This is a genomic window from Alcaligenes sp. 1735tsa3, assembly GCF_024134565.1.
Lineage (GTDB): Bacteria > Pseudomonadota > Gammaproteobacteria > Burkholderiales > Burkholderiaceae_B > Alcaligenes > Alcaligenes phenolicus.
Genome location: NZ_CP099862.1, coordinates 4,197,820 through 4,222,488, shown reverse-complemented (window position 1 = coordinate 4,222,488; position 24,669 = coordinate 4,197,820). Strand labels below are relative to the sequence as shown.

Below are 24,669 nucleotides of genomic sequence, written 5' to 3'. Positions count from 1 at the left end.
TGAGCATTCCATCGTCTCCTGCGGGAGGACATCATGCACACACTCAACAAGTGGGTTTTGATGGCAGCTTTGCTTCATGGCGCTTGGGCAGTACAAGCTCAAGAATGGATGCCTCTGGAATTGGAGGCGGAACAGCGCTCCATCTCCCGTCTCAGCGTGGCCCAGTGCCTGGATACCGTTCAGCAAACCGCCGCGGGCGAAGGCTACCAGCAGCGCAATGACTCGGCAGCCAGCGAACAGTTAGGGGTTTATATTGGTGCCGCTCCCCTAGGGGGCGGATCGCTGGTGGTGTATTGCATTGATTTGAATCCTTCGACTGCCTACATCATTCGTACCAAAGCACAGGTCACGGCGGATTTGATGTCTCCACATCAGCTCAACCACAAAATTACGCAGGCCTTGACGGTGGCAAACCAGCCCTGAGTATCAGTGACGGCAGCCCCAGACTGTCCCGAGTCAAAAAAGGGCGCAGTCACTGGTTCATACAGGCTTGCGCCCGAACAAACCGCCCGCGCCCCCAAGGACTCCCGAAGCCAGTCGAACGGCTTCTTACTTCATCAACAAATCTGCCACTTCCATACGGCTATCTCCATCCAGCTCAATGTCGTCCATAACCTTGTTCAACATGGCGTGGGCACTGGACAGAGCACCGTTCAAACTGGTCAGCTCGCCTTGCACGCGCTCCAGCTCCTGTTTCTTTTCCGCTTCACTACCTTTGTCGCTGGCCTGGATACGCTGCAACTCCATCAGTTTTTGCTGAATTTGCTCTTTCAGGTCGCGGATACGTTTAAGTATGTCCTTGACTCCGTCAGGCAAAGAGCTGTCATCAATGTCCTTGTCGCGGCCTTTTTTCTGAGCTTGCTGACTGGTCAACGACAGATCTTTTCCCATGGGAGACAGGTGCACCTTGATACGTCCCGACGAGTCTATGGAACCAGACTCTTCCTGCTCGGGCACCACAGGGGGCGTCATGGCCGACGCGTTTAATGGTTCAGCCACGGGCATAGTTTGTTTATGTATTAAACCCTGTCCACTGATCTCTATGGTCATACTTTCCTCTCTTGTACACATCATCCCCTAGAGGGTTACGGCTGAAACCCGGTAGTTCTTTACCGTGATGTGTTCACCAAGTGTTGCGCCTTTTACTCAGCTGTTCGGCACAGCTCAGAAATAAGTAGCAAGAAAAGACACTTTTATTTACTTTTATACGAAAAGTGCCTCCTAACCATTGTCTTCTCTTTATCTGAACCCCATGGACTTCAAAATCAAAGCACTACTAGGCCACACCCTGTTGGCCTTGAGCTGGGCCGGCAGCGCTTATGCCTACGAGACAGAATTCATTCTGAACAAACAAGGTCAACAAGCCTTTGAGTTGCGGATCTATGGGCCGGATGATGGCGGTTACGATACGTCGGATCAATCCAATCCACGCGTTTCCCCCTGGAATATTGACGAGAATGGTCGGCTGAAAATTCGTGCCGCACTGGAGCGCTGGGCCGAAATCCTTGACCTGCCGGCGGGCTACACACCGGCTGTGATCAACTTGGGCACCATGAATGACAAGAACGCCAATGCCTATGGTGCCCAACTAAGTAACCCTGATCATCCCAACTTCGTCCTGTCGGCCTTGCAAGCACGCTTGCACGGAATCTTCCAGGGTGACCCAAACAACCCCGATGCGGTTATCAGCGTCGGAAAGCTGGATCTGGATACCGCCCCCGTCAATCCAAGCCAACTGCCCTTAACTGGCAAGGCGGACTACAACGCAGTCATTTTCCACGAGTTGGCGCATGCTTTAGGCATCAGCAATACAGTCACCGACAACCTGCCTGAAAACAGCTTTGATCCACCCGATCCCTTTTTCCTGAATGACCTTAGCCCCTGGGCCTTGGGCTTGCGCGATGACCAGGGTCGAGCCCCCAGCCCTGGACAGAAAATCCTGTGCTCGGTCTGCACCAACCCATATGATCCTGCCGCTTTTGACCTGCGCGAAGACAAGGGCTACTTCACTGGAGATCATGTACAGGAAGTCCTGAATGGCGCCATGCCGGGCATCCCCGTCAGCATCCTGAACGTTCATGACCAACCGCGATACGGAGTGGATCGCAACTACATGAGCCACACCGAGCTGCGCAACAGCTTGATGAGCCATCAGACCTATCGCAACTATGTGAATCTGATGGAAGCCGAGCTTGCCGCCCTGCAGGATATTGGGCTGAGCATTGATCGTCGCAACTTCTTTGGCTATTCGGTCTATGGGGACGGTGTCACCCTGAACAATACCAATGGCTACTTTGCCCGCAATGCAAACGGCACGGCCTACCTGCCCGGTCAATACAATATGGCCACGCAAGGCTTGGGGCTGCACATTTATGGCGAACGCAACATCATTACCCAGGCGGCGGATTTACTGACAGCCGGGCCAGGAGGCGTAGGCGTACGTGTGGATGGTAGCGAAAACACTCTCCTTATCCCCGAAGCCACGCGTATTCATGCCCAGGGCTGGTATGGCCGCGGCCTGCAATTCAGCTATGGTCGTCATCACAATATTGTTCAGCAAGGTGAGGTCCGGGCAGATGGCCAAGCTGGCATCGGAGCCCTGTTTGACTTCGGCCAGAACGCCATGGGTAGCGACGATGAGTATCACGGCTCCTGGCTAGTCGTAGTGGATGGCCAGCTACAAGCTGTACCGACCATTTTGCAAGGTGCCTTGATCAGCAATTACGATCTGTCCGGCACCTTGTCGGGCCAGAAAGCAGCCATCCATATCGCAGACAATGCCTGGGTGCAGAACATCAATATCTTGCAGGGCGCGCAAATTACTGGTGACATCACCTCGGACTACAACCGTCGCGACTCTGACCAGCAACTGCTCCTGACCCGCATCAGCTTCGGTCAAAAGGCCGATGAAAACGGTCGTGCCACCAAGGCGGCTGATCCTAACTTCCAGATGCGTTATGACGGCAATATCAAAGGTCAAAACAATCTGGCTGTTGTCATTGCCGGGGGCGCAACCTCTTTGAATGGACAACACGAGTTGTATGGCTTGCGAGTAGATCGGGGTGCCACCCTGTACGGCAATAGCGAATTCACGATCAACCCTGAATACAACTTCACCAATAACGGCACACTCAGCCCTGGAAATTCCTACGGGAACATGACGATCAAGGGCAACTTTGTCCAAGGTGCCGATGGCCGGATTCTGGTGGAGGCCTCGACCACGCAGAACGATCATATTGATGTGCAAGGTTTGGCGCAGCTGGATGGTGAACTGCACGTGGACTTGCAACCAGACTGGTATCAGAACGGCTGGACACTGAACCAGGACAAGGTGTTCACTGCCAGCCAGACACAAGGGCAGTTTGCTGCGCTCAATGCCACGCTGGCATCCCCCACCCTGAATGTAGAAAGTACCGGCAATGGCTGGTCCGTCAGCCGTAATCAGGACGCTTATGCGCAATATGCTGCTTCACCCAATGCAGCCTCGGTAGGTACCAGCCTGGCCCAAGCCTCCTCGGGCAATCAGTCCCTGGCAGCGGTGTATCAGGCCATGGACTTTTCTCGGACTGATGGCAGCGATATTGGCCTGGCTTTGGACCAATTAAGTGCAGGATCTTACGCTGCCCAGACCGCTGCCGCCTTGCGTCGCGAACAACTGGTATCCGAACAATTGCGCCAAATCGACGGTATCAACAAGAGCGGCTGGCAAAGCTTCATCCAGACCTATGGGGGCCGCTACCACTGGCAACTGGGTAACAACGATGTTGACCACCGCAGCGAGACCTATGGGGTAATGCTGGGGGCGGAACACCGGGCTGAAGGCAGTGACTGGAGCCTGGGGGTGCATGGTAATGCCAACGAGCAGCGTGTCAACGTAGACGCCCCCTTCCAGGCCAAGAGCAAGCTGACCGGTCTGGGCCTGGGGGTGCATGCCCGCTACCGTGGCTACAGCCAGGAAGGCTGGAATGGCTTGGCCCAACTACGTGTGGGTATCGAACAGGGCAAGATGAACCGCAACATCAGCTTTGCGGGCTATCAAGCACGTCCCTCCTCGGATTGGACAGGGCATACCTTCTCGCTCGGTGTACAGACTGGCTACAACTGGACGCTGGGCGAGAACGGCAGCATCGGGCCGGTTCTGGCTCTGGATTACCTCCATTACCGGCGCCCTGGACTGGAAGAGAGTGGCGATGCCGCCAGCCGTCTGCGCCTGGACGCCAGCCGCCAAAATGCCTTGCAGGCTTCCATTGGCCTGGCCCTGCGTCAAAACTGGAATTTAAGCCAGGATCGCCAACTGCAAACGTCCTTATCGATTGCTTGGGAGCAGGCTTTGCTAAGCCGTAACCAGAACCAGGAGGCGGCCTTCGCCAGTGCCCAATCCGTGAGTTTTGATGGTCGTTACGCGCGGGTAGATAGCCATGCTTTGGCGCTGGGCACCAGCATCAGCTTGCAGCAATCCGAGCGTCTGCGTTTAGGTCTGTCGGCCAGTACCCGTTTATTAGGGGATAGCCGTGCCGATATAAACGGTAAATTATTCCTGAACTGGATGTTCTAAACGCTCTGAAACGTAAGAGGCCGACTGTTAGTCGGCCTCATTCGGAGATACAGGAGCGGGTTGAACCCGTTTCATTCCAGACCATCGATCCACATCAATATGTTGACCGGGAATCAAGACCCGAGTCTGTCGACGCCACCATGTCCCGCTAGATACTTCGACCGATCCAGTATCCACAGCAAATTTCATTTGATCGCTGTCCAGAAAAGCCGAAAACTGCCCCTTGTTACTGCGAGCCTGCGCAAAGCTGGAAAAGACCGTCACACTCTTTGGTGTGGGATCAGCCAGCAACAGCGTGACCTGTCCACGTAAAAGCTGCAGATTCAATCTGTCCTCGTATTCACGGATTTCAAGGGCTGAATCCGGGCCCAAGCGCAGCACGGCCCCATCAACAAACCGTTGCTCCAGCATTTGAGCCCCCGATACCAGGTGCTCTTCTCGCAATATCGGCTCGGGCCAGGAGAAAAACACGGTCAGCGCCAAGGCCAACACCAGTAAACCCGCAAGCAAACCACGGTGATAGGGCTTGAGCAACGCTGGCTTTTCCCCCGAGCCAGCCAATAAACGGCGTATCTCATGCTCGGGCGCATCCAGGCTGGCGTCACAAAAATAGCAAATATATCGATATGAACGTTCGTTTTCAGGATTGTCACGGCGCCAATCCTCAAATTCCCGTAATTCAGCTGCGGTAGCCTCGCCCGAGTTCAAGCGAGTAAACCAGTAAGCAGCCTGTGCGTGGGCCTGCGTATGCTCCAGCAGTTCCCCTTGATATGTCGTCATAGCGGCATCTAACCTTGTTCAGTTAAGCCAGCAATAGGGCGGTTTCAGTCCGACGGATTGTCCCTTCCGCTCAAGGCCAAAACCTTAAAAAACGAAACCAGCAGCCACCAACCCTCTAAATTCCACCTTTGAAAACGATACGTTTTTATTTTATACATTCGCTTCAAATGCTTACATTAACTCAAATTGACCCATTCCAAACAAATTCGCCTTATTTAATTACACTCACCACAGAAAAACTGCAGATTACAGGTAAAAAAAGCCGGAATCAGGTCGTTAACTAGTGAGAACCGTCCAAAACTTGGCCACTAAGCAGGTCATGAACCTGTTCTTTTCTTTGATCCGATTCGTCATCCGCAGGCAATACCATTCTCAATAAAAGTGGCCACTGCGGGTAAAAGCGATAGTTGGGCGTCGACACACGCGTACCGGCTGGATAACTAAATCCGCCGAATTGAAATTCTCGAGCCAATTGAGCATGCGAGAGATAAAGTAGATCTTTATTTTTATCGACTGAGAAATAAGCACGCTCCAAAGGCAGATTCCATGCCTGAACCTGTAAACCCTCTTCCTCTACACGTACCATCCAACGGTCCTGATCCCGCTCACCGTTGACATACAAAGTCCCATCCGGCCTTGCCTGAACCAAAGTGCCGGCAGGTAGATCCAGAACAAAATCCGGGGCTGTGTTCATATTGGAAGCCGCCGCATAGGGACTCCAGCCCCTGATCTGATTCCCTTTAGCCAAAAAGCAGCTGACAAAACGAAAACCGTGCTCTGCCATGGGATCTTTTTCCATTTCAAGCACTTGGCTGCCATCACATTGCCAGCCCTCCAATTCTGTATCGCCTGCCAGATGCAGCTTCCAGCTGGAGTTCTGCAAATCGGGCCGGAGGCGCTTGAAAGACAGGACTGGAGCATTGCCTACCATGACCGCCTCCGGGAAACGAGCCCAGGACACGCTGTCCGGGTCGCCCCACACACTCAACTCCAGCTCTGTTCCGGCTGGCATATCAATTCCGGCAAAACGGCCAGGCTCTTTTAAAACATGCTGCCGACTAGCCAGCTCCTGTGCCTGACGTTTATCGAACTGATAGACCTCCCATTGGAAATAACTGTAATAGAGCGCCAATACAAGCAAAGGAAGCAAAACAAGTACGCGTGGCCAGGGTTTTTTCTTAAAGTTTGCCCGGCTCTGTGGCTGTACTAAAAGCAAAACCACCCAGACCAGCACAATAATCAAGGCAAGCGGCCCGAGCGTAATAATCAGCAGAAACAGCAAAGAAAATGGAGCGACAGGAATCATAAGAGATCAAAAAACCATAAAAAGTCGCAATAAAGAAGGCCAAAAAAATGTACAGCCTGTCTTGCTGACTACTGCGCTGATCGGCCAAAAACAAGGGAAGGGAGTTACCAATACAGGCACGGCACCGCCATGCCCGTTTAAACCGCTTGGCATCGTCTCAGGCGATCTGGATGTGTCCTTCCATATACAGGACGGCCTGGCCTTTCAAGAACACGCGGTCACCCGTTAAGGTGCAATCCAATACACCACCACGGGCAGAAGCCTGATACGCCAGCAAATGAGTTTTGCCCAGGATAGGAGCCCAGTACGGCAGCAAAGCACAATGGGCCGAGCCCGTAACCGGATCTTCCTCAATCCCGTGACCAGGAGCAAAAAAGCGGCTGACAATATCAAACTGGCCCGAGCCCGGCGCTGTCACAATGCATCCGTCACAGCCACTGGCCAGCATGGCTGCCGCATCCACCTGCAGCTGTCGCACTTGCTCTTCCGTTTCCAATACAGCCAGATGGGTGAAGTCATTACGCCACAGTTGCGTAATCTTGGTGCCCAAGGCTTGCTCCAGCAAAGGATTGTCATCCACACGGTGAACCGGGCGCACAGGCAAATCCATGACATAGCTGTCTTGGTCACGACGCACCGTCAAAGCACCACTTAGCGTATGGAACACCACCTGGCTGTCCTGGGGACGCACATGCTGCAGCACAACGGCGGCGCTGGCCAATGTTGCGTGTCCACACAAGGGCACTTCTACCGTAGGGGTGAACCAGCGCAGGCGAAAGTCCTGGCCTTGTGGCACCAGAAAGGCGGTTTCGGCAAGATTGTTCTCCTGCGCAATCGACTGCATCAAGGCATCGTCAGGGAACTCGGGCAACAACACCACGGCGGCAGGATTGCCTGCAAACAAGGTGTCAGTAAAGGCATCAAGCTGATAGATGGGTAAGCGCATTCTGCCTCCAGGCATGGAATTCAAGGTGAGTCCCCAGTATAGAAAAATAGACTCTTTGAAGGCAGGTAAATCCGCGGAACAGGGCATTGTTTTAATGCCGCCTATCTTTTCCATTTTTAAAGCACCAGACACGCGAGCGCTTTTTGCAAACGCCTGTTTGCATTCCATTAGTTGGACCCGAGCGCTTCCCGCTTATTTACCTGATGCCAAACGCTTCTTTTTGCGGGTTCAGCAATTACAACGGGTGCAAGGCCGCGCCATTTGATCAATCAAACATTTGCCGCCTCTAAAAGACAGGCAGAAAGACGATCAAAATGCAGCAGGGCAGCCTGGCTCAAATCCACTTGTTTGCGGCGAGTGTCCTCCGTATCACTAAGGACGATCCAGCCTTTCTCGCGCATGGATTTGAGGCGGGTATGAATAGTCGCGGGCGATCCCAGCCGTTCTACGGCCATGACATCGCGCACCGACAAACGCAAACAGTCTTTCGATGCCTTGGCAACCAGCACCAGGATCCGCTCTTCAAGAGGGTCCAGGCAAGGCAAGCAAGGCAGGGTATGCAGCGAATCGGCGAGCTGCAAAAAACGCATATAAATATCAGCAGGTCTGGTGGCAGTTTTCATAACAAAATCTTTATTCCTTTAAGAACCGCTACCACAGCGTCCTTTCTAGAAATAAGTTCTGGTTATTATTGTTTTTATTCCGCCCAGGCAAAGCAAAAAACAACACTGCTTTATGGCCCGAGTGATTGGAATGAGTTTCGGTGCTTATCATGCACTTAAAATTAAACGCTTAAGACCGGGCCTGAATTCCGTACGGAAAGGGGTCTTGAGTCGGGCGATTTATCTGGAATTTTATCAGATAAGCCCTTGATTTAGCTTGAACACTACAGTCCAGACGAAGCAAAATTGTAAGTAGGTGCAGACACGTAGTTAGTTAGTAAGCTGCCTCACATTAAACGCTAATAAAGGGACTTAGCGCAGAGAACAAGAACAGTTACAAAATCCAGGCCCGATGATATAAGCATCCTTTCCAAACAATTTTCCGCCCGCTTGTCCTGGTCGTCACAAAACCGTGCCCAGGATCTTTAGCCACACGTGTTTCAGACCGATAAAATGTGGTGAACAGCGCTCGGAGCGCCTAACGCGCCCCCTCAGATCACTATAAAATCTGGAACGATAAGAAATGATTCTTCACCTTGAGACACCGCTCATTTTTTCACACGCCTTGAGCGAGCAGCTTGGCAAACAAATCTGGTTAAAAATGGATGCGCTGCAACCTAGCGGATCATTCAAAATTCGCGGTATTGGCCACTTGTGTCAGCACCATGCCCAGCAAGGAAAGAAGCGCTTTATCATTTCTTCGGGAGGCAATGCCGGAATTGCCGTTGCCTATGCCGGACGCCGCCTGGCCATGCCCACCCTTGTTGTCGTCCCCGAAACCACTAGCGAACACGCCAGACGCTTGATTCAACGGGAAAAAGCCGAGCTGCACGTAATCGGCAAGAACTGGCAGGAAGCTCATGAGTATGCGCTGACCCTGGTGCAAGAAGACGACGCCCTGATTCACCCATTTGATGACCCCTTGCTTTGGGAAGGCCACGCCAGCCTGATCGCAGAAGTGGCCCAAATGGGCGTACAGCCGGATGCCGTCTTGCTGGCTGTAGGCGGAGGTGGCTTGCTATGCGGGATGGCCCAAGGCCTGCGGGAGCAGGGTTGGGACGAAACCCCGATTATTGCGGTAGAAACCCAGGGCACCGCCAGCCTTGGCGAGTCGGTAAGGCAGCGCCAGCACATCACACTTGGCGAAGTCAGTGGGGTTGCCACCTCCTTGGCTGCACCACGCGTCTGCGATCAGGCCTACGCCATTAGCCAATCTCATCCCACCACCTGCGTTCAGGTCAGCGATGCTCAGGCCGTCAGCGCATGCCTGCGCTTTCTGACCGATCATCGCGTTCTGGTGGAACCCGCATGTGGCGCGGCTTTGTCGACTCTCTACCTGGATCATGAGGCCCTGGCTCCGTACAGCAACATTCTGGTCGTTGTGTGTGGTGGCAACACCACGACGCTGGAGCAGTTGGTGCAGTGGCGGGCCACTCCTTAAGCTGTCCATGAACGGCCCTGACGCATTTGGCAAAAATAATTATTTTCTATCGCATCTGCAATCTGGAAAACAGGGTACAGGGATTAAAAAACCCCATCACATGATTTTCATATGATGGGGTTTTTATTTATTATTTTTATTCCTGATACGCTCTAATTTTCAGAGCGTATAAAGTAAAACATATGTTTCACGTGGAACAAAAGCGCCTAAAGCAGCCTTAAAAAGGCTTTACGAGAGGCAAATCCTGTCGAATCAAAGCAGAAAAATCCTGCCCCTCCTGCTGCGACAAGGCTCTCGGGTTGATGTAGCCCAGTTGCTTCAGTTCCTGGAAACTATGGCCTGGCGCCAAAGCATTCAGACCATACACGTACTCGGCCAAATAGCCCGAAGCCAGCACACGCCAGTCCCACGGTATCCCGTCCACGATCCTGGAGACCATGTCGTAAACAATGGTGGTGCAATTAGCCGTCAAGGTGTTGTAGAAACGAGGAGTAGTCTGCAATTGCTGGCCCTGCTCCACATAAGACAAGAACAAGGCCTGCATGGCAGGTTTTGCCAACTCCACGCTGTACATATACACGTCTTCGCCGCGCGCATTACTACGGGTACGCACAATGTCCTGCTCTGTTGCCGCAATCAAGCTCAACTCAAACTCTTTGAAAAAACCGCCTATCGCAGAAAATGCCTCGTGCTTTTCCTTGCGTATTTCTACCGAAAACACCACATGGCGGCCATCCTCAAACCCGAAAGACACCAGGGTATGAGCGATCACCGGGCCCATCCAGTACGAAAGGAACATATCTACCGATTTGAGCGTCTGCAGATCGTAGTCCTGGCTAATCCAATGCTCATCAAAATCGGTCTCGCTGCGCCAGTTAAAGTCACGCACATTGTGCAGAGTCACCACGGAACCATTTACCTCGCCGTAACTCATTCTGGCCACATCAGGCGCCCATTCCCGGTCGTTGCTGGGCGCAATACTGCTCCACCAGACTACCAACACCAGAAAGCCCAACGCCTGGGGTGCAAAGAGCCAGTTCTTGCCCTTGCTCAAGGCATACAGGCTCAATCCAGCCACCGCTACCCAGCCAGCCAATGCCAGCCAGCGCCCCAGACCTGCTGACAACTGAAACTGTAGTGCCAGCGCGCCCCAGGCCGCTACCGCCAAGACCAATAACAGGACCAAAATCTTGATCACTATCGCCCCCCACCTTTTCATACTCACTCCACAGACCTCTTGAATACAGATTACTTTTAAGCGCTGAACCGTCAAAAAAAAGCCCCACACAACGCCTTCGGCTTGCTGCCCCCCCCAAAAAAGGGGGAATTTTTGCCGGAGGCGCCGAGCCTTTAGGCGACCCGACGACAAAAAAAAACCTGTGTCCACTTGAACACAGGTTTTATTCATTAGAAAACAGGGTTTAGCCCTGATAGCCCATCGCTTGACCTTGGCGGATTACGCCTTGCGGCTGCCAGCTCGGATCAAAACGATAGGCGCTTTCTTTGGGGAACAGCATCACCACCGTGGAACCCAGCAGAAATCGGCCCATTTCCTGCCCCTTTTGCAAGGCGATATTCTGACCTTCGTAGTTCCACTCGTGGATCTTGCCGTCACGCGAGGCATTTACCACACCATGCCAAACCGTGACCATACTGCCCACCACCGTCGCCCCCACCAGCACCAACACGAACGGGCCTTGCTCGGAGTCAAAAAAGCAGACCACACGTTCATTACGGGCAAACAGGCCGGGAACACCGCGCGCCGTCGTCGGATTGACCGAGAATAAATCGCCCGGTACATGAATCATGCGCTTGAGCACACCCGCACAAGGCATATGTACCCGGTGATAGTCGCTAGGACTCAAGTACAGGGTCGCAAACAGCCCATCCTGATAGCGGGCAGCCTCCTGAGCGTCTCCGCCTACCAAAGCCGTCGTCGAGTAACTATGCCCCTTCGCCTGGAACACCTCGGCACCCTGGATAGGCCCCAACTGGCTGATGGCACCATCAACCGGGCTGACCAAGGCCGTCTCCGCGATAGGGCGGGCACCAGGACGCAAGGCACGACCAAAAAACTCGTTAAAGGTAGCGTAGCTGGCTGGGTCGGAGTTTTCTGCCTCGCTCATATCGACCTGATAACGGTCGATAAAACGCTTGATAGCCCAGGTCGTGCGCCCGCCCATGGGCTTGGAGGCCAAGCCGCCTAGAAACTGGGTCAGAGCCTGTTTAGGGAGCAGGTACTGGGGAAGAACAGCCAAACGGGGATGCATAAAATCAGCTCGCAAACAAATCCTGCTTCAGCCTGGGGCCAAAGCGTTTATGCCATTCAATGTAATTGTGTTTCACGCGCCACATCCGGCCGGAGCCACCACTTCAAAGGCCGCGCAACCGTCAGGAATCAGGCACCAAACACTGGCAGGAACAAAACAATACGCACTTGTAGCACAGGTTGCCGCCATACGACATAAAAGGGCGGGCAAGCCCGTCCCATCAGACGTAGACAACCCGGTCGCGGCCTTCTTCTTTGGCCTGATACAAGGCGCGGTCAACCCGGCGCAGCGTGCGCTCGTAATCCGGGTGACCGTCGTACAAGGCCACGCCAATACTGGCGGTGATATTCATGCTTTCGCCATCCACAACCCGGAAGGTCTCCGCATGAATACGAAGACGCAAATTACGGGCGGCACGCATCGCACCATCCGCATCCACGTCGACCAAGACCAGAAGGAACTCTTCGCCCCCAAGGCGGAACACGTAATCACCGGCACGCGCGCTATTGCTGAGCAGCTCAGCAAACTGACGCAAGATACGATCACCGGCATCATGGCCATGAGTATCATTAACCCGCTTGAAGAAGTCTATATCCACGGCCAGCAGCGCAAAACGCGATCCCCGCTGCTGGGCATAGCCCACTTCACGGCTAAGCACGACAGGCAGGTATTTGCGGCTTAACAGGCGGGTCAGCACGTCCCGGCCCGACTCCAGCTCGTTTTGCTGCTCAAACAAGCGATCCAGGTGCAAACCAATGGCTCGGGTTCGATCACGCAGCTCATGCAAGCGTAGAACCTGTCCTTTCGCGTCCCCTTGCTCGAAAGCCGGCATCAGCTCGGTATCAATCAGATTCATCAAGTCCAGGATCTCACGACTCTCTACCGTGCCCTGGAAGGCATGCGCACCCTTATGCTTGAACCAGATACCGAAGTCCGAATCTCCAATCCGCGGGGCAGGCGTCACACCATTGTTGACCGCCATCGCAAACATGAAAAGATTTTCCCAATCCAGCAGCGCGGCTCGCTGTCGGCCACGCTCGGCCGCCACGTTCTGCACAATGGCAAACAGGCGATAGGACTCTTCGGCACGGGATTTACGCTCACGCGAATTGGCATAAGCATGGCTCATCAGTTCCATCGCCAGATCAATGAAGTTCTGAATGTAGCGATAGCACTCCCAGGCCTGCTCGGAACTAATAGTCGAAGATTCAAACAGGAAGCGGGCATAACGCCCCTTGAGCAAGCGTGCACCACGCAGCACCAGGTGAACCGGCACCCCAACCCGAGCATGAACCTCGCCAACCTGATTTTGCAGCTTGACCTGATCTTGCATATCACTGTGTTCATCCACCGAAAACAGCTGTACCAACCAACTGCGCAAGGAGCGATGCAAGCGCTTATGTACCTGATCATGCGAGAGATACACCTGTGCGGCAGGGTGCTTGAGCATATGCGTATAAAAGTGGGTCGCAAGCTCGTCCTGGTTATCTTGAGTGATAGTCAGCACATGAGCACGGACCGCCAGGGGCACTTTCTGGAGCAAGCCGTGCCAGTCCTGAGCGGCTTCTTCGATATTCGGTTGAGACATGAAGTACAGGGAGAGTAGCGAGACGATACTTAAGGATTAAACAGCCTTGGCGGCAATTGTTACATGAGGGGAGATTTCGCGCTATTTCTTATAGCGATACAAGCCACGGGCTAGCAGGAGAATACCCTTGCTGCCCACAAGGAAAAAACATACCCCTTAAAGATAAGTGGGTGATTCCACGGGCCAAGGCAGAAATACGTTGTCCATGTACTGGAGCAAGTGCCGGTTTCGCCTCACTTTGACAGCAATTTGCGATTCAAACCTATGGCTTTGTCGACCCAAACGCACCGAAAGTTCCACGGTGAGCAGATTGTCCTATCAAAGTAGATAGCTGACAAAACGAATTGCCCACTATCGCCAAAAAGCCACGTTTAGCATCCGGACAGAGAACGATCAATAAAGCATGCTAGTGCTTGGGCAAGGGAGGGTGTGCCGGGAAACGGGCACATAGGACTGGGTTTATATCCAATACTGAACAAATACCCAGGTTTCCATAAGACAGCCTGGCCGCCGCAGTCGGGTCGAGTCGAGTCGAGTCGAGTCGAGTCGAGTCGAGTCGGCAGATAGGTTCCATCGCTAAACCCGATCATTCAATACTTATTACTCTGCTTCAAGTTATTTTTTTATTAAAAATAAGCCAACTTTATCTAAAAAACTCGGAAAGGAATCAAGAAATAATCAAAGAAAGCGACTGGAGAATAGAGATAAACAGACTCAAATATTTGATTAGTTTCTATTTTTTCTAAGGAAACACATTAACCAACAAAGAGGCCAGTCCAAATAAAAGATAGATAGGTAAGAAGAAAGCAATCCAGACAACAATTAAAAATGATAATTCGGACTGCTAATTTTTTATTTTTTGAAGACAGAAATAAAAAATGAAAGAAAACAAAATCACGGTGTTGAATTACGAGAACAGGATTTTGTTTGGAACTGGAAAACAAATAACAGTCGTGATAATCAAACTTATCCACAGATCTGGATAACAAAGAAATCCACAATTTTATTAACAAAATAGATTAGACCAGAAATGGAAATATAAAATCCGGAGAAATCAGCAGTTAATAAGAAAGTGAATAATTTGTGGATATTATAAGGGCTTAATTCGCACTTCAACATGGTGTTGGTGCAAACACCGACATCCGCTCATCCAGACGCTCCAGGCGGGCGAGATCCGGCCAGAAAATCGGTCAGGGACTGGGCAAAAAAGCTATATTTAAGGCAGCTACTGGCTCTGGGCCCCTGTGGATAAGCTCCAAGAAGGCCTGCTGTGGACCTGCTGTGGATGAAAGGGGGATAAGTTGCCTGTCTGGCCAGGCCTCAAATTTTGTCCAGTTTCGGTCCACCGACTCCATCGGGGTGGTGCACAGGCGAAAGTGGTCAATAACGTACTGAAATTAAAGGTTAATTTCTATCTATGCCACTTATCCACAGACACCCATTATCCATTACCAGTTATATATATAGTTATTATTAAATAAAGATCTCTTCACCCATGCCCAACTTTCTTGTACAGCCTTTACCTGCTGGTTCTTTAGACATCATCGGTGATGTACACGGAGAGCTTCAGGCCTTGCAACAACTGATCCAAAATTTGGGTTACCAAGAAGATGGCTCTCATCCAGAGCAACGTAGCCTGATATTCGTGGGAGATTATTGTGACCGAGGTCCAAATAGCCCTGCTGTAATTGAATACCTTAAGTCCTTGATAAATAATAATAAAGCAAAAGGGATATTAGGTAATCATGAAATCAATCTACTGATAGATGATGCAAAAGATGGATCAGGTTGGTATTTTGATCAGCGATATCAGTCAGATTTAAAAAATTACTCGCCATTTATACGTGCAAAACCTCAAAATAGAGACAAAATCCGAGAGTTTTTAAGCTCACTACCCATTGCATTGGAAAGAGATGATCTGAGAATTGTGCATGCAGCCTGGAATAATCCTGCTATTGATGCAATTAGATCGGTTAAAAACGAAGATTTTCTTGATTTTTTCTTTGAATGTGAGCGTAAAGCTGATACTTATGCAGAAAACAAAGGAATTCTGAATAAATATCTAGCTGCAAAACAAGAATGGAAAGAAAAAATTGAAGACCCAAAGACCCTGATACCTTTGTTGCAGGCCTACATTGACTACGATTTGGTCAAAAATGACTTCAACCCCATCCGTTTGCTGACTTCCGGCACTGAAGGACCCGCAGATCGTCCGTTTTTTGCTGGCAACCGTTGGCGTTTTTCCGACCGAACTCCTTGGTGGAACAGCTACCAGGACGATATTCCTGTCGTTTTTGGTCATTATTGGCGTCAGCTTTTTCCTCAACCAGCAGCGAAAATGTCTAAATATTCCTTATTATTCAAGGATATAGATCCATTTTCCTGGCATGGAGCAAAGAAAAACACATTTTGCGTGGATTTTTCCGTAGGAGCTCGTTGGCGCGATCGCCGCAAGGACCAGGCACCTGAAGGCTCCGCTTTTCACCTGGCCGCTTTGCGTTGGCCAGAGAAAATCATCATGACAGACACCGGATTTACCCAAGCAACCCGGTAAATTCACTTTATATTCCGCTGTTACAATTTTCTTTGCTGTGGATAAGCTCTAGGAAGGGCATTGTGAACAGGGTGTGGATACATAAGGCATAAGTAGGTACTTCTTTGTGAAGTCTAAAAGTTGTACCTAAACCATCCACCGGTAAGCGTTAGATCTATCCCCGGAAAAAAAAGCGCTAAGCTCTTGTTTTAACGCTGCTAAAGACACTTGTTCGACTTATCAACAGGGCTCCATCCAATAATTCCAATAAAAGATTTAAGTGCTTGTTATATAAGATAAGTTCAACTCTCTGCAGGCCAGCTCCATGCCCTTTGCAAGCTAAAAGTTCTCGACTAAGATGCAGTCCATGAACAAAAATCACGATCTCGCTCAAAGCTGGCTTATGCGGCTTTTGCATACAGAAATCTGAGCGTCAAAGGCTGAAAATTTATTTTCAGAACCGTACAAGATCGACTTTGTCGTCTGTTCCCAGAGTTTTCTTTCAACATGAGAAAAACTCAAACAAAGGAACGGGATGGCAAAAGAGGGGTGTTCTACCTGGACGACATGTTTGGCCAAGAGTTTGCTATGGCTGCAGGGATTGCTGCGCCTGGAGCTTGTACTAGGTCAATCTTGTTTGAATTTTTGACTTATCCACATTTTGTGGGTAAAGCGTTGGTTTGTGCTTGCTCGTATCTTGTGGTGCTCGAAGAGGCTTGGTGACCTGTGTATTTTCACAGTTGCAAAGTCCGTTCAAAGCTTGTGATATTGAAATAAGTCCTTGTTTTATATCTATATTTTTTTTGGTTTTAACTTTGAGGCCTGTTTTTTGGCAAGCCACATGAACTGAAACAGGAAGGCCTGCGAGCTGGCTGATTTTTACTTTTCTCAAAGGAAAAGAAGCGATAACTGGGCAAAAAATCAGGTTTACCCCCAAAGTTATCAACAGGACAGCGCTGGAAGGCTGTATTGCCTGTTTCACGTTTGGCGTTCTATGGGGCACAAGATGCGGGTTTTGTGGTTTGCGGTAGATGGTTTGTGCTTCGGACAATGCTTACTGTTTTACGTCGCCGTTGCAGGGCTTGTGTGACAGATTTAGGCAAGATTGCGATGACTGCACTTGTCCACAAAAATCAGGACACAAAAAAAACCGCCTGACGGCGGTTTGATGAAGGTAGGGAAAAAAGCCTTTAGACCTTTTTCAGGCGTTCAATAGCCTGGTCCAGGGTGTTGAGCTGCTTGGCAAAGCAAAAACGCAGCAAACGATGGTTAGCCTGCTCAGAATTGGGATTCAGGTAGAAGGCAGAGACGGGGATCGCGCCTACGCCATAGTTCTGGTTCAGATGCTTGGCAAAATCCAGCTCGGACAGCTCCGAAATGTGTTCGTAGCTGGCTAGCAAGAAGAAAGTCCCTTCACTGGGCATAGGAGTGAAACGGGTGTTCTGCAGACCTTGATGCAAATGATCGCGTTTTTCCTGGTAGAACGCGGGCAGACTCTCCCAGGTGGCTGGATCCTGCATATAGGTGGCTAAACCAGCCTGTAAGGGGCTAGGAACGGTAAAGACGGTGTATTGGTGGACCTTGCGAATTTCCGTGCTGAGACTGGCAGGAGCACAGCAGTAGCCTACTTTCCAACCTGTGGCGTGGAAGGTTTTGCCAAAGGAAGAAACGATTACTGCTCGTTCTGCCAGGAGAGGGCGGGTAGCAAGACTTAGATGCTCTTTCTGATCGAAGGTCAGGTGTTCATAGACCTCATCGGACAAGATGATCAAGGAAGGATGCTTTTCTACAATCTGCTCCAACGCGTCCAGATCCTGGGGCTGCAAGATGGTGCAGGTTGGGTTGTGTGGGAAATTAATTACCAGCATACGGGTCTTACTGGTAATGGCTTGCTCCACGCGGTCCCAGTCGACGCGGTAGTAGGGTACAGCCTCGCCAGGCGCTGTCATGGGGACAGCAACAGGGGTACCTCCGGCCAGCTCGATGGCGGGGATATACAGATCGTAGAAGGGCTCGATTACGACGACCTCATCGCCTGTGTGCACAAAGGCCTGGAAACTGGCCATTAAGGCCTCAGTAGCGCCACTGGTGACGGTGATTTCCGTATCCACGTTGTAAAGGCGGCCATACCGAGCCTGCGTCTTGCTGGCAATGGCGGCTCGCAGGGCAGGGTAACCAGCCATGGCAGGGTATTGGTTGATGCCATCCAGCATGGCCTGGTGCACAGCCTCAATCAGGGCTGGATCCGGATTGAAGTCTGGAAAGCCCTGGCCCAGGTTAATGGCCTTATGCTCCAGAGCCAGCTGGCTCATGGTGGTAAAGATGGTGGTGCCCACAGAAGGGAGCTTGGATGTGATCTGCATGGGTCTACTGATATGAATAATAAAAATGCACCCGCGCTTCAGATTTGAGTAAAAAGTTGGGTGGCGAAGTATCAGACAAATTCTTGTCGAAAATACCATAGATTCTGCGCGTATCTGTTGATCGTGGAACTGACCACTCAGGATCGGTTTCTTACATTGATATAGCTATTGCCTATATAGGTTCCGAGCCCGGCTTCTCCTGCTGTTTTCCTTCCTCAGCCGTCGCGCTGCAGGCTCGTCTTGTAGCCACGGGAATTTTCTGGCTAGACCTGTGTCTTAACTTCGTCCTCTCGATTAAGTCCCAGGTTTTAAGCTAGGCGTTAAAGGTGCTGCTGTTTCTTCAAAGTATCTGTCGTCTCAAGTAAATCCTGTTCTATCTGGGTAGCTGTCTTTTTGCGCATAGGACACTTTTTTCTTGCAGCCAAGGTAGTCGGATTACATAATCGACGCCTTATATTTTCCGCAGGCCAGCCGAAATTTCCTTATCGCCACGCTGTAGAACGGTGGATGTGGTCCTCAGGCAGTATTTCTTTTTATTGCTCTGTTATCCACAATTTTGCTGCCTGCTTGGGCTGCTTTTATCCACCTGTTGTGAGGTACTGGCTTAGATAGCCCCTTTTAGGGGATTTAAGAGTGATAAGCGCGCCTTTTATGGCTTCGCTCCGTGGAGAGTTCTGGCTGAAGAAAATCTTTGCAAGCGCTGCTTGTGCTTCCCAAGGTGGCCTGGGGATAAAAAAGCGTCCCTTTCTCCACAAAGTTATCCACAGTAGTATTTACGCAAAAAACTGTGTTCCACGTGGAACAGATGTTGGTTCCATGTGTTTCACGTGAAACATACTCCGCTGGTAATCGTATAATTGATTTTTATTTTTTAGCTGTTCTGACATGATTTATCCCGAAGAGTTTGACGTTATTGTCATAGGCGGCGGACATGCTGGTACCGAAGCGGCTTTAGCGGCAGCTCGAACCGGCGTGTCTACCTTATTGTTAACCCATAATATGGATACCTTGGGGCAGATGTCCTGCAACCCTTCTATTGGGGGGATTGGGAAGGGGCATTTGGTCAAGGAAGTGGATGCGCTGGGCGGGGCAATGGCGTTGGCTACCGACCACGCCGGTATTCAATTCCGTACTCTGAATAGCTCCAAAGGCCCAGCCGTGCGCGCCACTCGTGCTCAGGCGGACCGCTCTTTGTACCGCAAGGCTATTCGCGAGGTTCTACAAAACCAACCCAACCTGATGGTGTTCCAGCAATCAGTCGAAGACTTGATTGTGGAAGGTGATCGGGTTGTGGGTGCTGTGACCAAGATTGGCTTGGAATTCAAAGCCAAATCTGTGGTTCTGACAGCAGGAACTTTTTTGAATGGTCTGGTCCATGTAGGCCTGAATAATTATTCTGCGGGCCGGGCAGGGGATCCGCCGTCCATCAGCTTGGCGCATCGTTTGCGGGAACTGCAGTTACCGCAAGGGCGGTTGAAGACAGGGACCCCTCCGCGCATTGATGCCAACACCATCGATTTCTCCCGCCTGGAAGTCCAACCTGGCGATAGCGATCCGATTCCGGTGTTCTCTTATATGGGCGATGTTTCCATGCATCCTCAACAGATGCCGTGCTGGATTACGCATACCAACGAGCGTACCCACGACATCATCCGTTCCGGGCTGGATCGCTCGCCTATGTATAGCGACCAAGGCACTATCGAGGGCATTGGTCCGCGTTACTGCCCGTCTATCGAAGACAAGATTCATCGCTTTGCGGACAAGAGCAGCCATCAAGTGTTTTTGGAACCTGAAGGCTTGAGCACGACCGAGATCTACCCCAATGGTGTCTCGACCAGCTTGCCTTTCGATATCCAGTTGGCTATGGTGCGCAGCCTGCCTGGTTTGGAAAATGCCCGCATCATGCGTCCAGGTTACGCGATTGAATACGATTATTTTGACCCTCGATCCCTGTACCCCACGCTGGAGACCAAACAGATTCGTGGCTTGTTCTTTGCCGGTCAGATCAATGGCACGACAGGTTACGAAGAAGCCGCCGCTCAGGGCTTGTTGGCCGGGGTGAATGCAGCGCGTTTGGCACAAGAGAAAGAGCAGTGGTATCCACGTCGCAACGAAGCCTATCTGGGTGTGTTGGTAGACGATTTGATTACCCGTGGGGTGACCGAGCCTTACCGTATGTTCACGTCTCGTGCCGAATACCGTTTGAGTCTGCGGGAGGATAATGCCGACCAACGATTGACTGAAATTGGCCGAGAGTTGGGCCTGGTGGATGATGCCCGTTGGGATCATTTCAATCGCAAACGCGATGCGGTTGCACGTGAAATTGAACGCTTGAAGGGTACTTGGGTGAACCCCCGCAATTTGCCTGCCGAACAAGCAAATGCACTGTTAGGTAAAAGTATCGAACGGGAGTACTCCTTCTTCGATTTGCTCAAGCGTCCCGAAGTGGACTACGCCAAGTTGATGGCTGTGCTGAATGACCAAGGCATGCCTGTAGCAGGCCCAGGTCTGGCAGATCCGGTGCATGTGGAGCAGGTGGAAATTCAGGTGAAGTATGCGGGCTATGTGGCGCGTCAGCAGGATGAGGTGACTCGTCAGGCAGCACTGGAAGAGCAAGCCATTCCAGAGGACCTGGATTACGACGACATCAAGGGATTGTCGATTGAGGTGCGCCAACGCTTGAAGGCTGCCAAGCCTTTAACCATTGGCCAGGCCGGGCGTGTTCAAGGTGTGACACCTGCGGCGGTTTCTTTATTGTTGGTACACCTGAAGCGCAAGCAAAAGAACAAACAAACGGCATGAGCGATATTTTTTCAAAACGCCTGAATCAGGCCCTGCTGGATTTGGGTCTGGATCAGGACCCTGTCCTGGTACGCAAGCTACTGGATTACATAAATCAGTTGCAGCGTTGGAACCGTACCTATAATCTGACCGCCCTGCGTGACCCAGATCAAATGCTGGTGCAACACATTTTTGATAGCCTGTCGATTGTCCGTCCGTTTCAGAACTATCTGGCCGGCAACAATGCACAGACACAAGAATCGGTAAAGATTGTAGATGTAGGGTCAGGGGCAGGTTTGCCGGGAGTTGTTTTGGCAGCATCATGTTCCACGTGGAACATTACCTGTATCGATGCTGTCGAGAAAAAAATGGCATTTGTCCGACAAATGGTTGGTGCTTTGGCCTTGTCCAATTTGTCGGCGATGCATGTGCGTGTAGAGCAGCTGGAACCCATGCAGGCTGATATTGTGGTTTCTCGAGCTTTTTCTTCGCTGCTTGATTTCGTAAATTTGGCAGGCAGGCATGTTCGTCCAGGTGGACGCATTGCGGCTATGAAGGGTAAAGAACCTGATCAAGAAATAGCGGCATTGCAATCTGAAAGTAACTGGCGGGTCGAACGAATAGAATCATTAACCGTACCGGAGCTAGAGGCACAGCGTTGTCTAGTGTGGTTGGTGCAGCAAGGATAATCATGAGTAAAAAAGACGATAAATCTCCCCGTGCCTATGTGTTTTGTATTGCGAACCAAAAGGGCGGGGTAGGCAAGACGACCACAGCAATTAATTTGGCAGCTGCTCTTGCTGTACTGAAGAAAAAGGTTTTATTGATTGACCTGGATCCTCAGGGTAATGCCACCATGGGTAGTGGTATTGATAAAAACAGCCTGTCTGGTAATTTGTACCAAGTCCTGATTGGCGACGAAAGCATTGCTAACGTAAAGATACATTCAGAAACAGGTGGTTATGACGTCTTGCCTTCCAATAGGGAGCTGTCGGGCGCAGAAATCGACCTGATCCAGATGCAAGAGCGTGAGCAACAACTTAAACAGGCTCTGGCTCAGGTGTTGGACGATTACGATTTTGTGCTGATCGACTGCCCACCTACCTTGTCGTTACTGACGTTAAATGGTTTGGCCAGTGCTCACGGGGTCATCATCCCCATGCAGTGCGAGTATTTTGCGCTGGAAGGGCTGTCGGATCTGGTCAATACGGTTAAACGGGTCTATCGCAATATCAACCCGGATTTGGAGTTGATTGGTTTGCTGCGGGTGATGTTTGATGGCCGCGTAACTTTGCAGCAGCAAGTCTCCAATCAGATCGAGACACACTTTGGCGATAAGGTGTTCAAGACGGTGGTGCCACGTAACGTACGTTTGGCTGAAGCGCCAAGCCACGGTATGCCAGGTATTGTGTATGACAAGAACTCCCGGGGTGCCAAGGCCTATATGGACTTTGGTAAAGAGCTGATCAAGCGCTTGAAGAAAGAATCCCGCAGCGACAAGGCATAAGGCACACAAGAATCAATAGGAATGTAAGCATGGCTACACGAAAACCAAAAGGTCTAGGTCGAGGCTTGGATGCCTTGCTCGGCGCAGACGCAGGCGCTATCGCAACCATCGGGAAAAAGGGCGAAGCGACGGTGAGCGATGGCCCACCTTCCAACCTGCCCGTCAAACTGCTCAAGGCTGGGGTGTATCAGCCGCGTACTCGCATGGACGAGGGCGCCTTGAACGAGCTGGCCGAGTCCATTCGCGCACAAGGCGTGATGCAGCCTATTCTGGTGCGTCCTCTGTCGGGTAAGGACAAGGGCAAATACGAAATCATCGCCGGTGAACGTCGTTTCCGTGCGTCGCAAATTGCTGGTCTGGAAGAAGTGCCCGTTCTGGTGCGCGAGGTAGGCGACGAGAACGCCGCCATCATGGCACTGATCGAGAACATCCAGCGTGAAGATCTGAATCCGCTGGAAGAGGCGCAAGGTGTGAAGCGTTTACTGGACGAGTTCGGTCTGACTCATGAGCAGGCCGCTCAGGCGATTGGCCGTTCGCGTTCGACCACCAGCAACCTGCTGCGTCTGATCAACCTGGCAGAGCCTGTGCAGATCATGCTGCTGGCCGGCGACATCGATATGGGTCACGCTCGTGCCTTGCTGGCTGTGGACGCTGCCCGTCAGATCATGTTGGCCAACGAGGTGATTGCCCGCCGTCTGTCGGTGCGTGAAACCGAGAAGCTGGTCGCCCGTGCTTTGCACGAGGATGACGAGCCTGCCAGCAAGCAGGCCCAGAGCAAGGCGAACCGCAATGGCGACGTACAGCGCTTTGAAAAGGTGCTGTCTGACCACCTAGGTACCAAGGTGACCTTGAAGGTCGGTGCCAAGGACAAGGGCCAGTTGCAGATCGCTTTCCATGGCTGGGAGCATTTGAATGCTTTGCTGGAAAAGCAGGGGCTATCGTCCTTGCTGGAGCAAACGGACGATTAAGTCAGGCCCGCGCCACGCTGAAAGCGATGCAGTTGATGTAGAAAAGCCGACCTTAGGTCGGCTTTTTCCTTGCCATGCCCCGTGTTTTGCTACTGAGCAGTATTTGGCTGAAAAAAAGAAGCAGCTGGTGGGAGATGAACTGGAACAACTTCTGGAATGATGGATTGCTCCTTCCTAAGTAAAGTTCATCAGCAATCCAAGCTTCTTTCTGGAGGTAGTTCATGGCTGCATGGTTTTCAGATTGCTTGCTTGTGCCCCGGCCAGTGGAAAACAGCAAGAGGAAAACTCCAAGCAAGTCAGGGAACAGAGCAGGGAAGACGTCCGAGAGCCGGATTAAAAGCGAAAAATCCGGTTTCGTATCTTTTGCTTACAAAAACAAGCGCTGAAAACAGAAAAAAATCTATGTGTTTACCCGTATTTCACCGTGATTCCCTGGTTTTGAAAGCATTCAAAAGCGGCATGTCTGACGCCTGTAAACAGTGACAAAACCGGTAAGAAAAGCGCCCCAAATCCGGTTTTTCTAAAAAATTCATCGAATTATTCAGTTTTCTTCCCAAAAGGCTTGACGACCTCTTAAAACATGTCCATAATTCGATTTTCGCTTCGGGTGGGATGTCCGAGTGGTTAAAGGAGGCAGACTGTAAATCTGTTGGCCCTGCGCCTACGTTGGTTCGAATCCAACTCCCACCACCAGCACTTTTCTAGAGTCAGCCAGCAAGGCGACTTTAGGAGAGGGTGAAGAAAAGTCTGCGGGTGTAGCTCAATGGTAGAGCAGAAGCCTTCCAAGCTTAAGACGAGGGTTCGATCCCCTTCACCCGCTCCAGGTAAAAATCTTTAGCCACTCTCGGCTGAAGTTGAATGCCCATGTGGCTCAGTGGTAGAGCACTCCCTTGGTAAGGGAGAGGTCACGCGTTCGATCCGCGTCATGGGCACCACATCTCTCTTCTCTATATCGTTCTATCCCTTCAG

General features: G+C 51.3%; 20 protein-coding genes and 3 tRNA genes. 13 read left to right on the top strand and 10 right to left on the bottom strand.

Features of this window, described 5'->3' with window-relative positions:
• Nucleotides 1–33 precede the first annotated feature (33 nt).
• The gene (locus NIZ92_RS19410; protein WP_060186804.1) at nt 34–423 is read left to right on the top strand and encodes a DUF6180 family protein; all 390 of its coding nucleotides are present in this window, start codon (nt 34–36) and stop codon (nt 421–423) included.
• 126 nt (nt 424–549) lie between these two features.
• Here the strand turns inward: NIZ92_RS19410 and NIZ92_RS19405 are convergent, their stop codons facing one another.
• Nucleotides 550–972, bottom strand: a complete 423-nt coding sequence (locus tag NIZ92_RS19405) for a hypothetical protein (protein WP_250756355.1) — start codon at nt 970–972, stop codon at nt 550–552.
• Between the two features lie 280 nt (nt 973–1,252).
• On the opposite strand from NIZ92_RS19405, the gene NIZ92_RS19400 reads away from it, so the two are divergent.
• On the top strand, nt 1,253–4,555 hold the full coding sequence (locus tag NIZ92_RS19400; protein WP_254002472.1) for an autotransporter domain-containing protein: 3,303 nt from the start codon (nt 1,253–1,255) through the stop codon (nt 4,553–4,555).
• Between the two features lie 27 nt (nt 4,556–4,582).
• On the opposite strand, the gene NIZ92_RS19395 is transcribed toward NIZ92_RS19400, so the two are convergent.
• The 3 genes from NIZ92_RS19395 to NIZ92_RS19385 all read right to left on the bottom strand — a co-directional run bounded on the left by NIZ92_RS19395 (nt 4,583) and on the right by NIZ92_RS19385 (nt 7,587).
• Nucleotides 4,583–5,335: a DUF4880 domain-containing protein gene (locus NIZ92_RS19395; RefSeq protein ID WP_250756353.1), complete on the bottom strand. Its 753-nt coding sequence runs from the start codon at nt 5,333–5,335 to the stop codon at nt 4,583–4,585.
• Between the two features lie 280 nt (nt 5,336–5,615).
• The gene (locus NIZ92_RS19390; RefSeq protein WP_254002471.1) at nt 5,616–6,641 is read right to left on the bottom strand and encodes a hypothetical protein; all 1,026 of its coding nucleotides are present in this window, start codon (nt 6,639–6,641) and stop codon (nt 5,616–5,618) included.
• 157 nt (nt 6,642–6,798) lie between these two features.
• Nucleotides 6,799–7,587, bottom strand: a complete 789-nt coding sequence (locus NIZ92_RS19385; protein WP_060186807.1) for a PhzF family phenazine biosynthesis protein — start codon at nt 7,585–7,587, stop codon at nt 6,799–6,801.
• On the opposite strand from NIZ92_RS19385, the gene NIZ92_RS19380 reads away from it, so the two are divergent.
• Entirely contained in the window at nt 7,574–7,852 is a 279-nt protein-coding gene (locus NIZ92_RS19380) for a hypothetical protein (RefSeq protein ID WP_039942407.1), read from the top strand. The genes NIZ92_RS19385 and NIZ92_RS19380 overlap by 14 nt on opposite strands.
• Before the next feature lie 4 nt (nt 7,853–7,856).
• Here the strand turns inward: NIZ92_RS19380 and NIZ92_RS19375 are convergent, their stop codons facing one another.
• The gene (locus tag NIZ92_RS19375; RefSeq protein WP_021447165.1) at nt 7,857–8,210 is read right to left on the bottom strand and encodes a MarR family transcriptional regulator; all 354 of its coding nucleotides are present in this window, start codon (nt 8,208–8,210) and stop codon (nt 7,857–7,859) included.
• A 562-nt stretch (nt 8,211–8,772) separates the two neighbouring features.
• Between NIZ92_RS19375 and NIZ92_RS19370 the strand changes: the two genes are divergently transcribed.
• On the top strand, nt 8,773–9,690 hold the full coding sequence (locus tag NIZ92_RS19370; RefSeq protein ID WP_254002470.1) for a pyridoxal-phosphate dependent enzyme: 918 nt from the start codon (nt 8,773–8,775) through the stop codon (nt 9,688–9,690).
• Between the two features lie 217 nt (nt 9,691–9,907).
• Here NIZ92_RS19370 and NIZ92_RS19365 read toward each other — a convergent pair whose 3' ends face one another.
• The 3 genes from NIZ92_RS19365 to NIZ92_RS19355 form a co-directional block, all read right to left on the bottom strand.
• Nucleotides 9,908–10,909: a DUF4105 domain-containing protein gene (locus NIZ92_RS19365; RefSeq protein ID WP_247966230.1), complete on the bottom strand. Its 1,002-nt coding sequence runs from the start codon at nt 10,907–10,909 to the stop codon at nt 9,908–9,910.
• A 202-nt stretch (nt 10,910–11,111) separates the two neighbouring features.
• Complete coding sequence (gene asd / locus NIZ92_RS19360; RefSeq protein ID WP_009458320.1) at nt 11,112–11,960, bottom strand: archaetidylserine decarboxylase; 849 nt, start codon at nt 11,958–11,960, stop codon at nt 11,112–11,114.
• Nucleotides 11,961–12,180: 220 nt separating this feature from the next.
• Entirely contained in the window at nt 12,181–13,548 is a 1,368-nt protein-coding gene (locus NIZ92_RS19355) for a diguanylate cyclase (protein WP_035269543.1), read from the bottom strand.
• A 1,495-nt stretch (nt 13,549–15,043) separates the two neighbouring features.
• Between NIZ92_RS19355 and NIZ92_RS19350 the strand changes: the two genes are divergently transcribed.
• Nucleotides 15,044–16,102, top strand: a complete 1,059-nt coding sequence (locus NIZ92_RS19350) for a metallophosphoesterase (protein ID WP_254002469.1) — start codon at nt 15,044–15,046, stop codon at nt 16,100–16,102.
• Nucleotides 16,103–16,703: 601 nt separating this feature from the next.
• On the opposite strand, the gene NIZ92_RS19345 is transcribed toward NIZ92_RS19350, so the two are convergent.
• Complete coding sequence (locus tag NIZ92_RS19345) at nt 16,704–17,132, bottom strand: hypothetical protein (protein WP_254002468.1); 429 nt, start codon at nt 17,130–17,132, stop codon at nt 16,704–16,706.
• 139 nt (nt 17,133–17,271) lie between these two features.
• Nucleotides 17,272–18,444, bottom strand: a complete 1,173-nt coding sequence (locus tag NIZ92_RS19340; protein ID WP_203145277.1) for a methionine aminotransferase — start codon at nt 18,442–18,444, stop codon at nt 17,272–17,274.
• A gap of 885 nt (nt 18,445–19,329) precedes the next feature.
• On the opposite strand from NIZ92_RS19340, the gene mnmG reads away from it, so the two are divergent.
• The 8 genes from mnmG (at nt 19,330) to NIZ92_RS19300 (ending at nt 24,635) form a co-directional block, all read left to right on the top strand.
• The gene (gene mnmG / locus NIZ92_RS19335; RefSeq protein WP_254002467.1) at nt 19,330–21,246 is read left to right on the top strand and encodes a tRNA uridine-5-carboxymethylaminomethyl(34) synthesis enzyme MnmG; all 1,917 of its coding nucleotides are present in this window, start codon (nt 19,330–19,332) and stop codon (nt 21,244–21,246) included.
• Nucleotides 21,243–21,914 carry a 16S rRNA (guanine(527)-N(7))-methyltransferase RsmG gene (gene rsmG / locus NIZ92_RS19330; RefSeq protein ID WP_254002466.1) on the top strand — a complete coding sequence of 224 codons (672 nt, stop codon included), beginning with the start codon at nt 21,243–21,245 and terminating at the stop codon, nt 21,912–21,914. The genes mnmG and rsmG overlap by 4 nt, the downstream gene beginning before the upstream one ends.
• A 2-nt stretch (nt 21,915–21,916) precedes the next feature.
• Nucleotides 21,917–22,732 (top strand): ParA family protein, encoded by an 816-nt coding sequence (locus tag NIZ92_RS19325; RefSeq protein ID WP_021447168.1) that lies wholly within the window; start codon nt 21,917–21,919, stop codon nt 22,730–22,732.
• 29 nt (nt 22,733–22,761) lie between these two features.
• Nucleotides 22,762–23,700 (top strand): ParB/RepB/Spo0J family partition protein, encoded by a 939-nt coding sequence (locus NIZ92_RS19320; protein WP_009462421.1) that lies wholly within the window; start codon nt 22,762–22,764, stop codon nt 23,698–23,700.
• 156 nt (nt 23,701–23,856) lie between these two features.
• Nucleotides 23,857–24,183, top strand: coding sequence for a hypothetical protein (locus NIZ92_RS19315; protein WP_254002465.1), 327 nt, complete (start codon nt 23,857–23,859; stop codon nt 24,181–24,183).
• Between the two features lie 123 nt (nt 24,184–24,306).
• Nucleotides 24,307–24,393 (top strand) — tRNA-Tyr (locus NIZ92_RS19310).
• Nucleotides 24,394–24,449: 56 nt separating this feature from the next.
• Nucleotides 24,450–24,523 (top strand) — tRNA-Gly (locus NIZ92_RS19305).
• A gap of 37 nt (nt 24,524–24,560) precedes the next feature.
• Nucleotides 24,561–24,635 (top strand) — tRNA-Thr (locus NIZ92_RS19300).
• Nucleotides 24,636–24,669: the final 34 nt, after the last annotated feature.

What these genes read in the sequence shown, in the direction of transcription:
- NIZ92_RS19400 (WP_254002472.1), top strand. Translation starts at nt 1,253, where the DNA reads ATGGACTTCAAAATCAAAGCACTACTAGGCCACACCCTGTTGGCCTTG.
- NIZ92_RS19385 (WP_060186807.1), bottom strand. Translation starts at nt 7,587, where the DNA reads ATGCGCTTACCCATCTATCAGCTTGATGCCTTTACTGACACCTTGTTT.
- NIZ92_RS19375 (WP_021447165.1), bottom strand. Translation starts at nt 8,210, where the DNA reads ATGAAAACTGCCACCAGACCTGCTGATATTTATATGCGTTTTTTGCAG.
- NIZ92_RS19370 (WP_254002470.1), top strand. Translation starts at nt 8,773, where the DNA reads ATGATTCTTCACCTTGAGACACCGCTCATTTTTTCACACGCCTTGAGC.
- NIZ92_RS19380 (WP_039942407.1), top strand. Translation starts at nt 7,574, where the DNA reads ATGGGTAAGCGCATTCTGCCTCCAGGCATGGAATTCAAGGTGAGTCCC.
- NIZ92_RS19320 (WP_009462421.1), top strand. Translation starts at nt 22,762, where the DNA reads ATGGCTACACGAAAACCAAAAGGTCTAGGTCGAGGCTTGGATGCCTTG.
- NIZ92_RS19405 (WP_250756355.1), bottom strand. Translation starts at nt 972, where the DNA reads ATGACGCCCCCTGTGGTGCCCGAGCAGGAAGAGTCTGGTTCCATAGAC.
- mnmG (WP_254002467.1), top strand. Translation starts at nt 19,330, where the DNA reads ATGATTTATCCCGAAGAGTTTGACGTTATTGTCATAGGCGGCGGACAT.
- NIZ92_RS19355 (WP_035269543.1), bottom strand. Translation starts at nt 13,548, where the DNA reads ATGTCTCAACCGAATATCGAAGAAGCCGCTCAGGACTGGCACGGCTTG.
- NIZ92_RS19340 (WP_203145277.1), bottom strand. Translation starts at nt 18,444, where the DNA reads ATGCAGATCACATCCAAGCTCCCTTCTGTGGGCACCACCATCTTTACC.
- asd (WP_009458320.1), bottom strand. Translation starts at nt 11,960, where the DNA reads ATGCATCCCCGTTTGGCTGTTCTTCCCCAGTACCTGCTCCCTAAACAG.
- NIZ92_RS19325 (WP_021447168.1), top strand. Translation starts at nt 21,917, where the DNA reads ATGAGTAAAAAAGACGATAAATCTCCCCGTGCCTATGTGTTTTGTATT.
- NIZ92_RS19365 (WP_247966230.1), bottom strand. Translation starts at nt 10,909, where the DNA reads ATGAAAAGGTGGGGGGCGATAGTGATCAAGATTTTGGTCCTGTTATTG.
- NIZ92_RS19410 (WP_060186804.1), top strand. Translation starts at nt 34, where the DNA reads ATGCACACACTCAACAAGTGGGTTTTGATGGCAGCTTTGCTTCATGGC.
- NIZ92_RS19390 (WP_254002471.1), bottom strand. Translation starts at nt 6,641, where the DNA reads ATGATTCCTGTCGCTCCATTTTCTTTGCTGTTTCTGCTGATTATTACG.
- NIZ92_RS19315 (WP_254002465.1), top strand. Translation starts at nt 23,857, where the DNA reads ATGATGGATTGCTCCTTCCTAAGTAAAGTTCATCAGCAATCCAAGCTT.
- rsmG (WP_254002466.1), top strand. Translation starts at nt 21,243, where the DNA reads ATGAGCGATATTTTTTCAAAACGCCTGAATCAGGCCCTGCTGGATTTG.
- NIZ92_RS19395 (WP_250756353.1), bottom strand. Translation starts at nt 5,335, where the DNA reads ATGACGACATATCAAGGGGAACTGCTGGAGCATACGCAGGCCCACGCA.
- NIZ92_RS19350 (WP_254002469.1), top strand. Translation starts at nt 15,044, where the DNA reads ATGCCCAACTTTCTTGTACAGCCTTTACCTGCTGGTTCTTTAGACATC.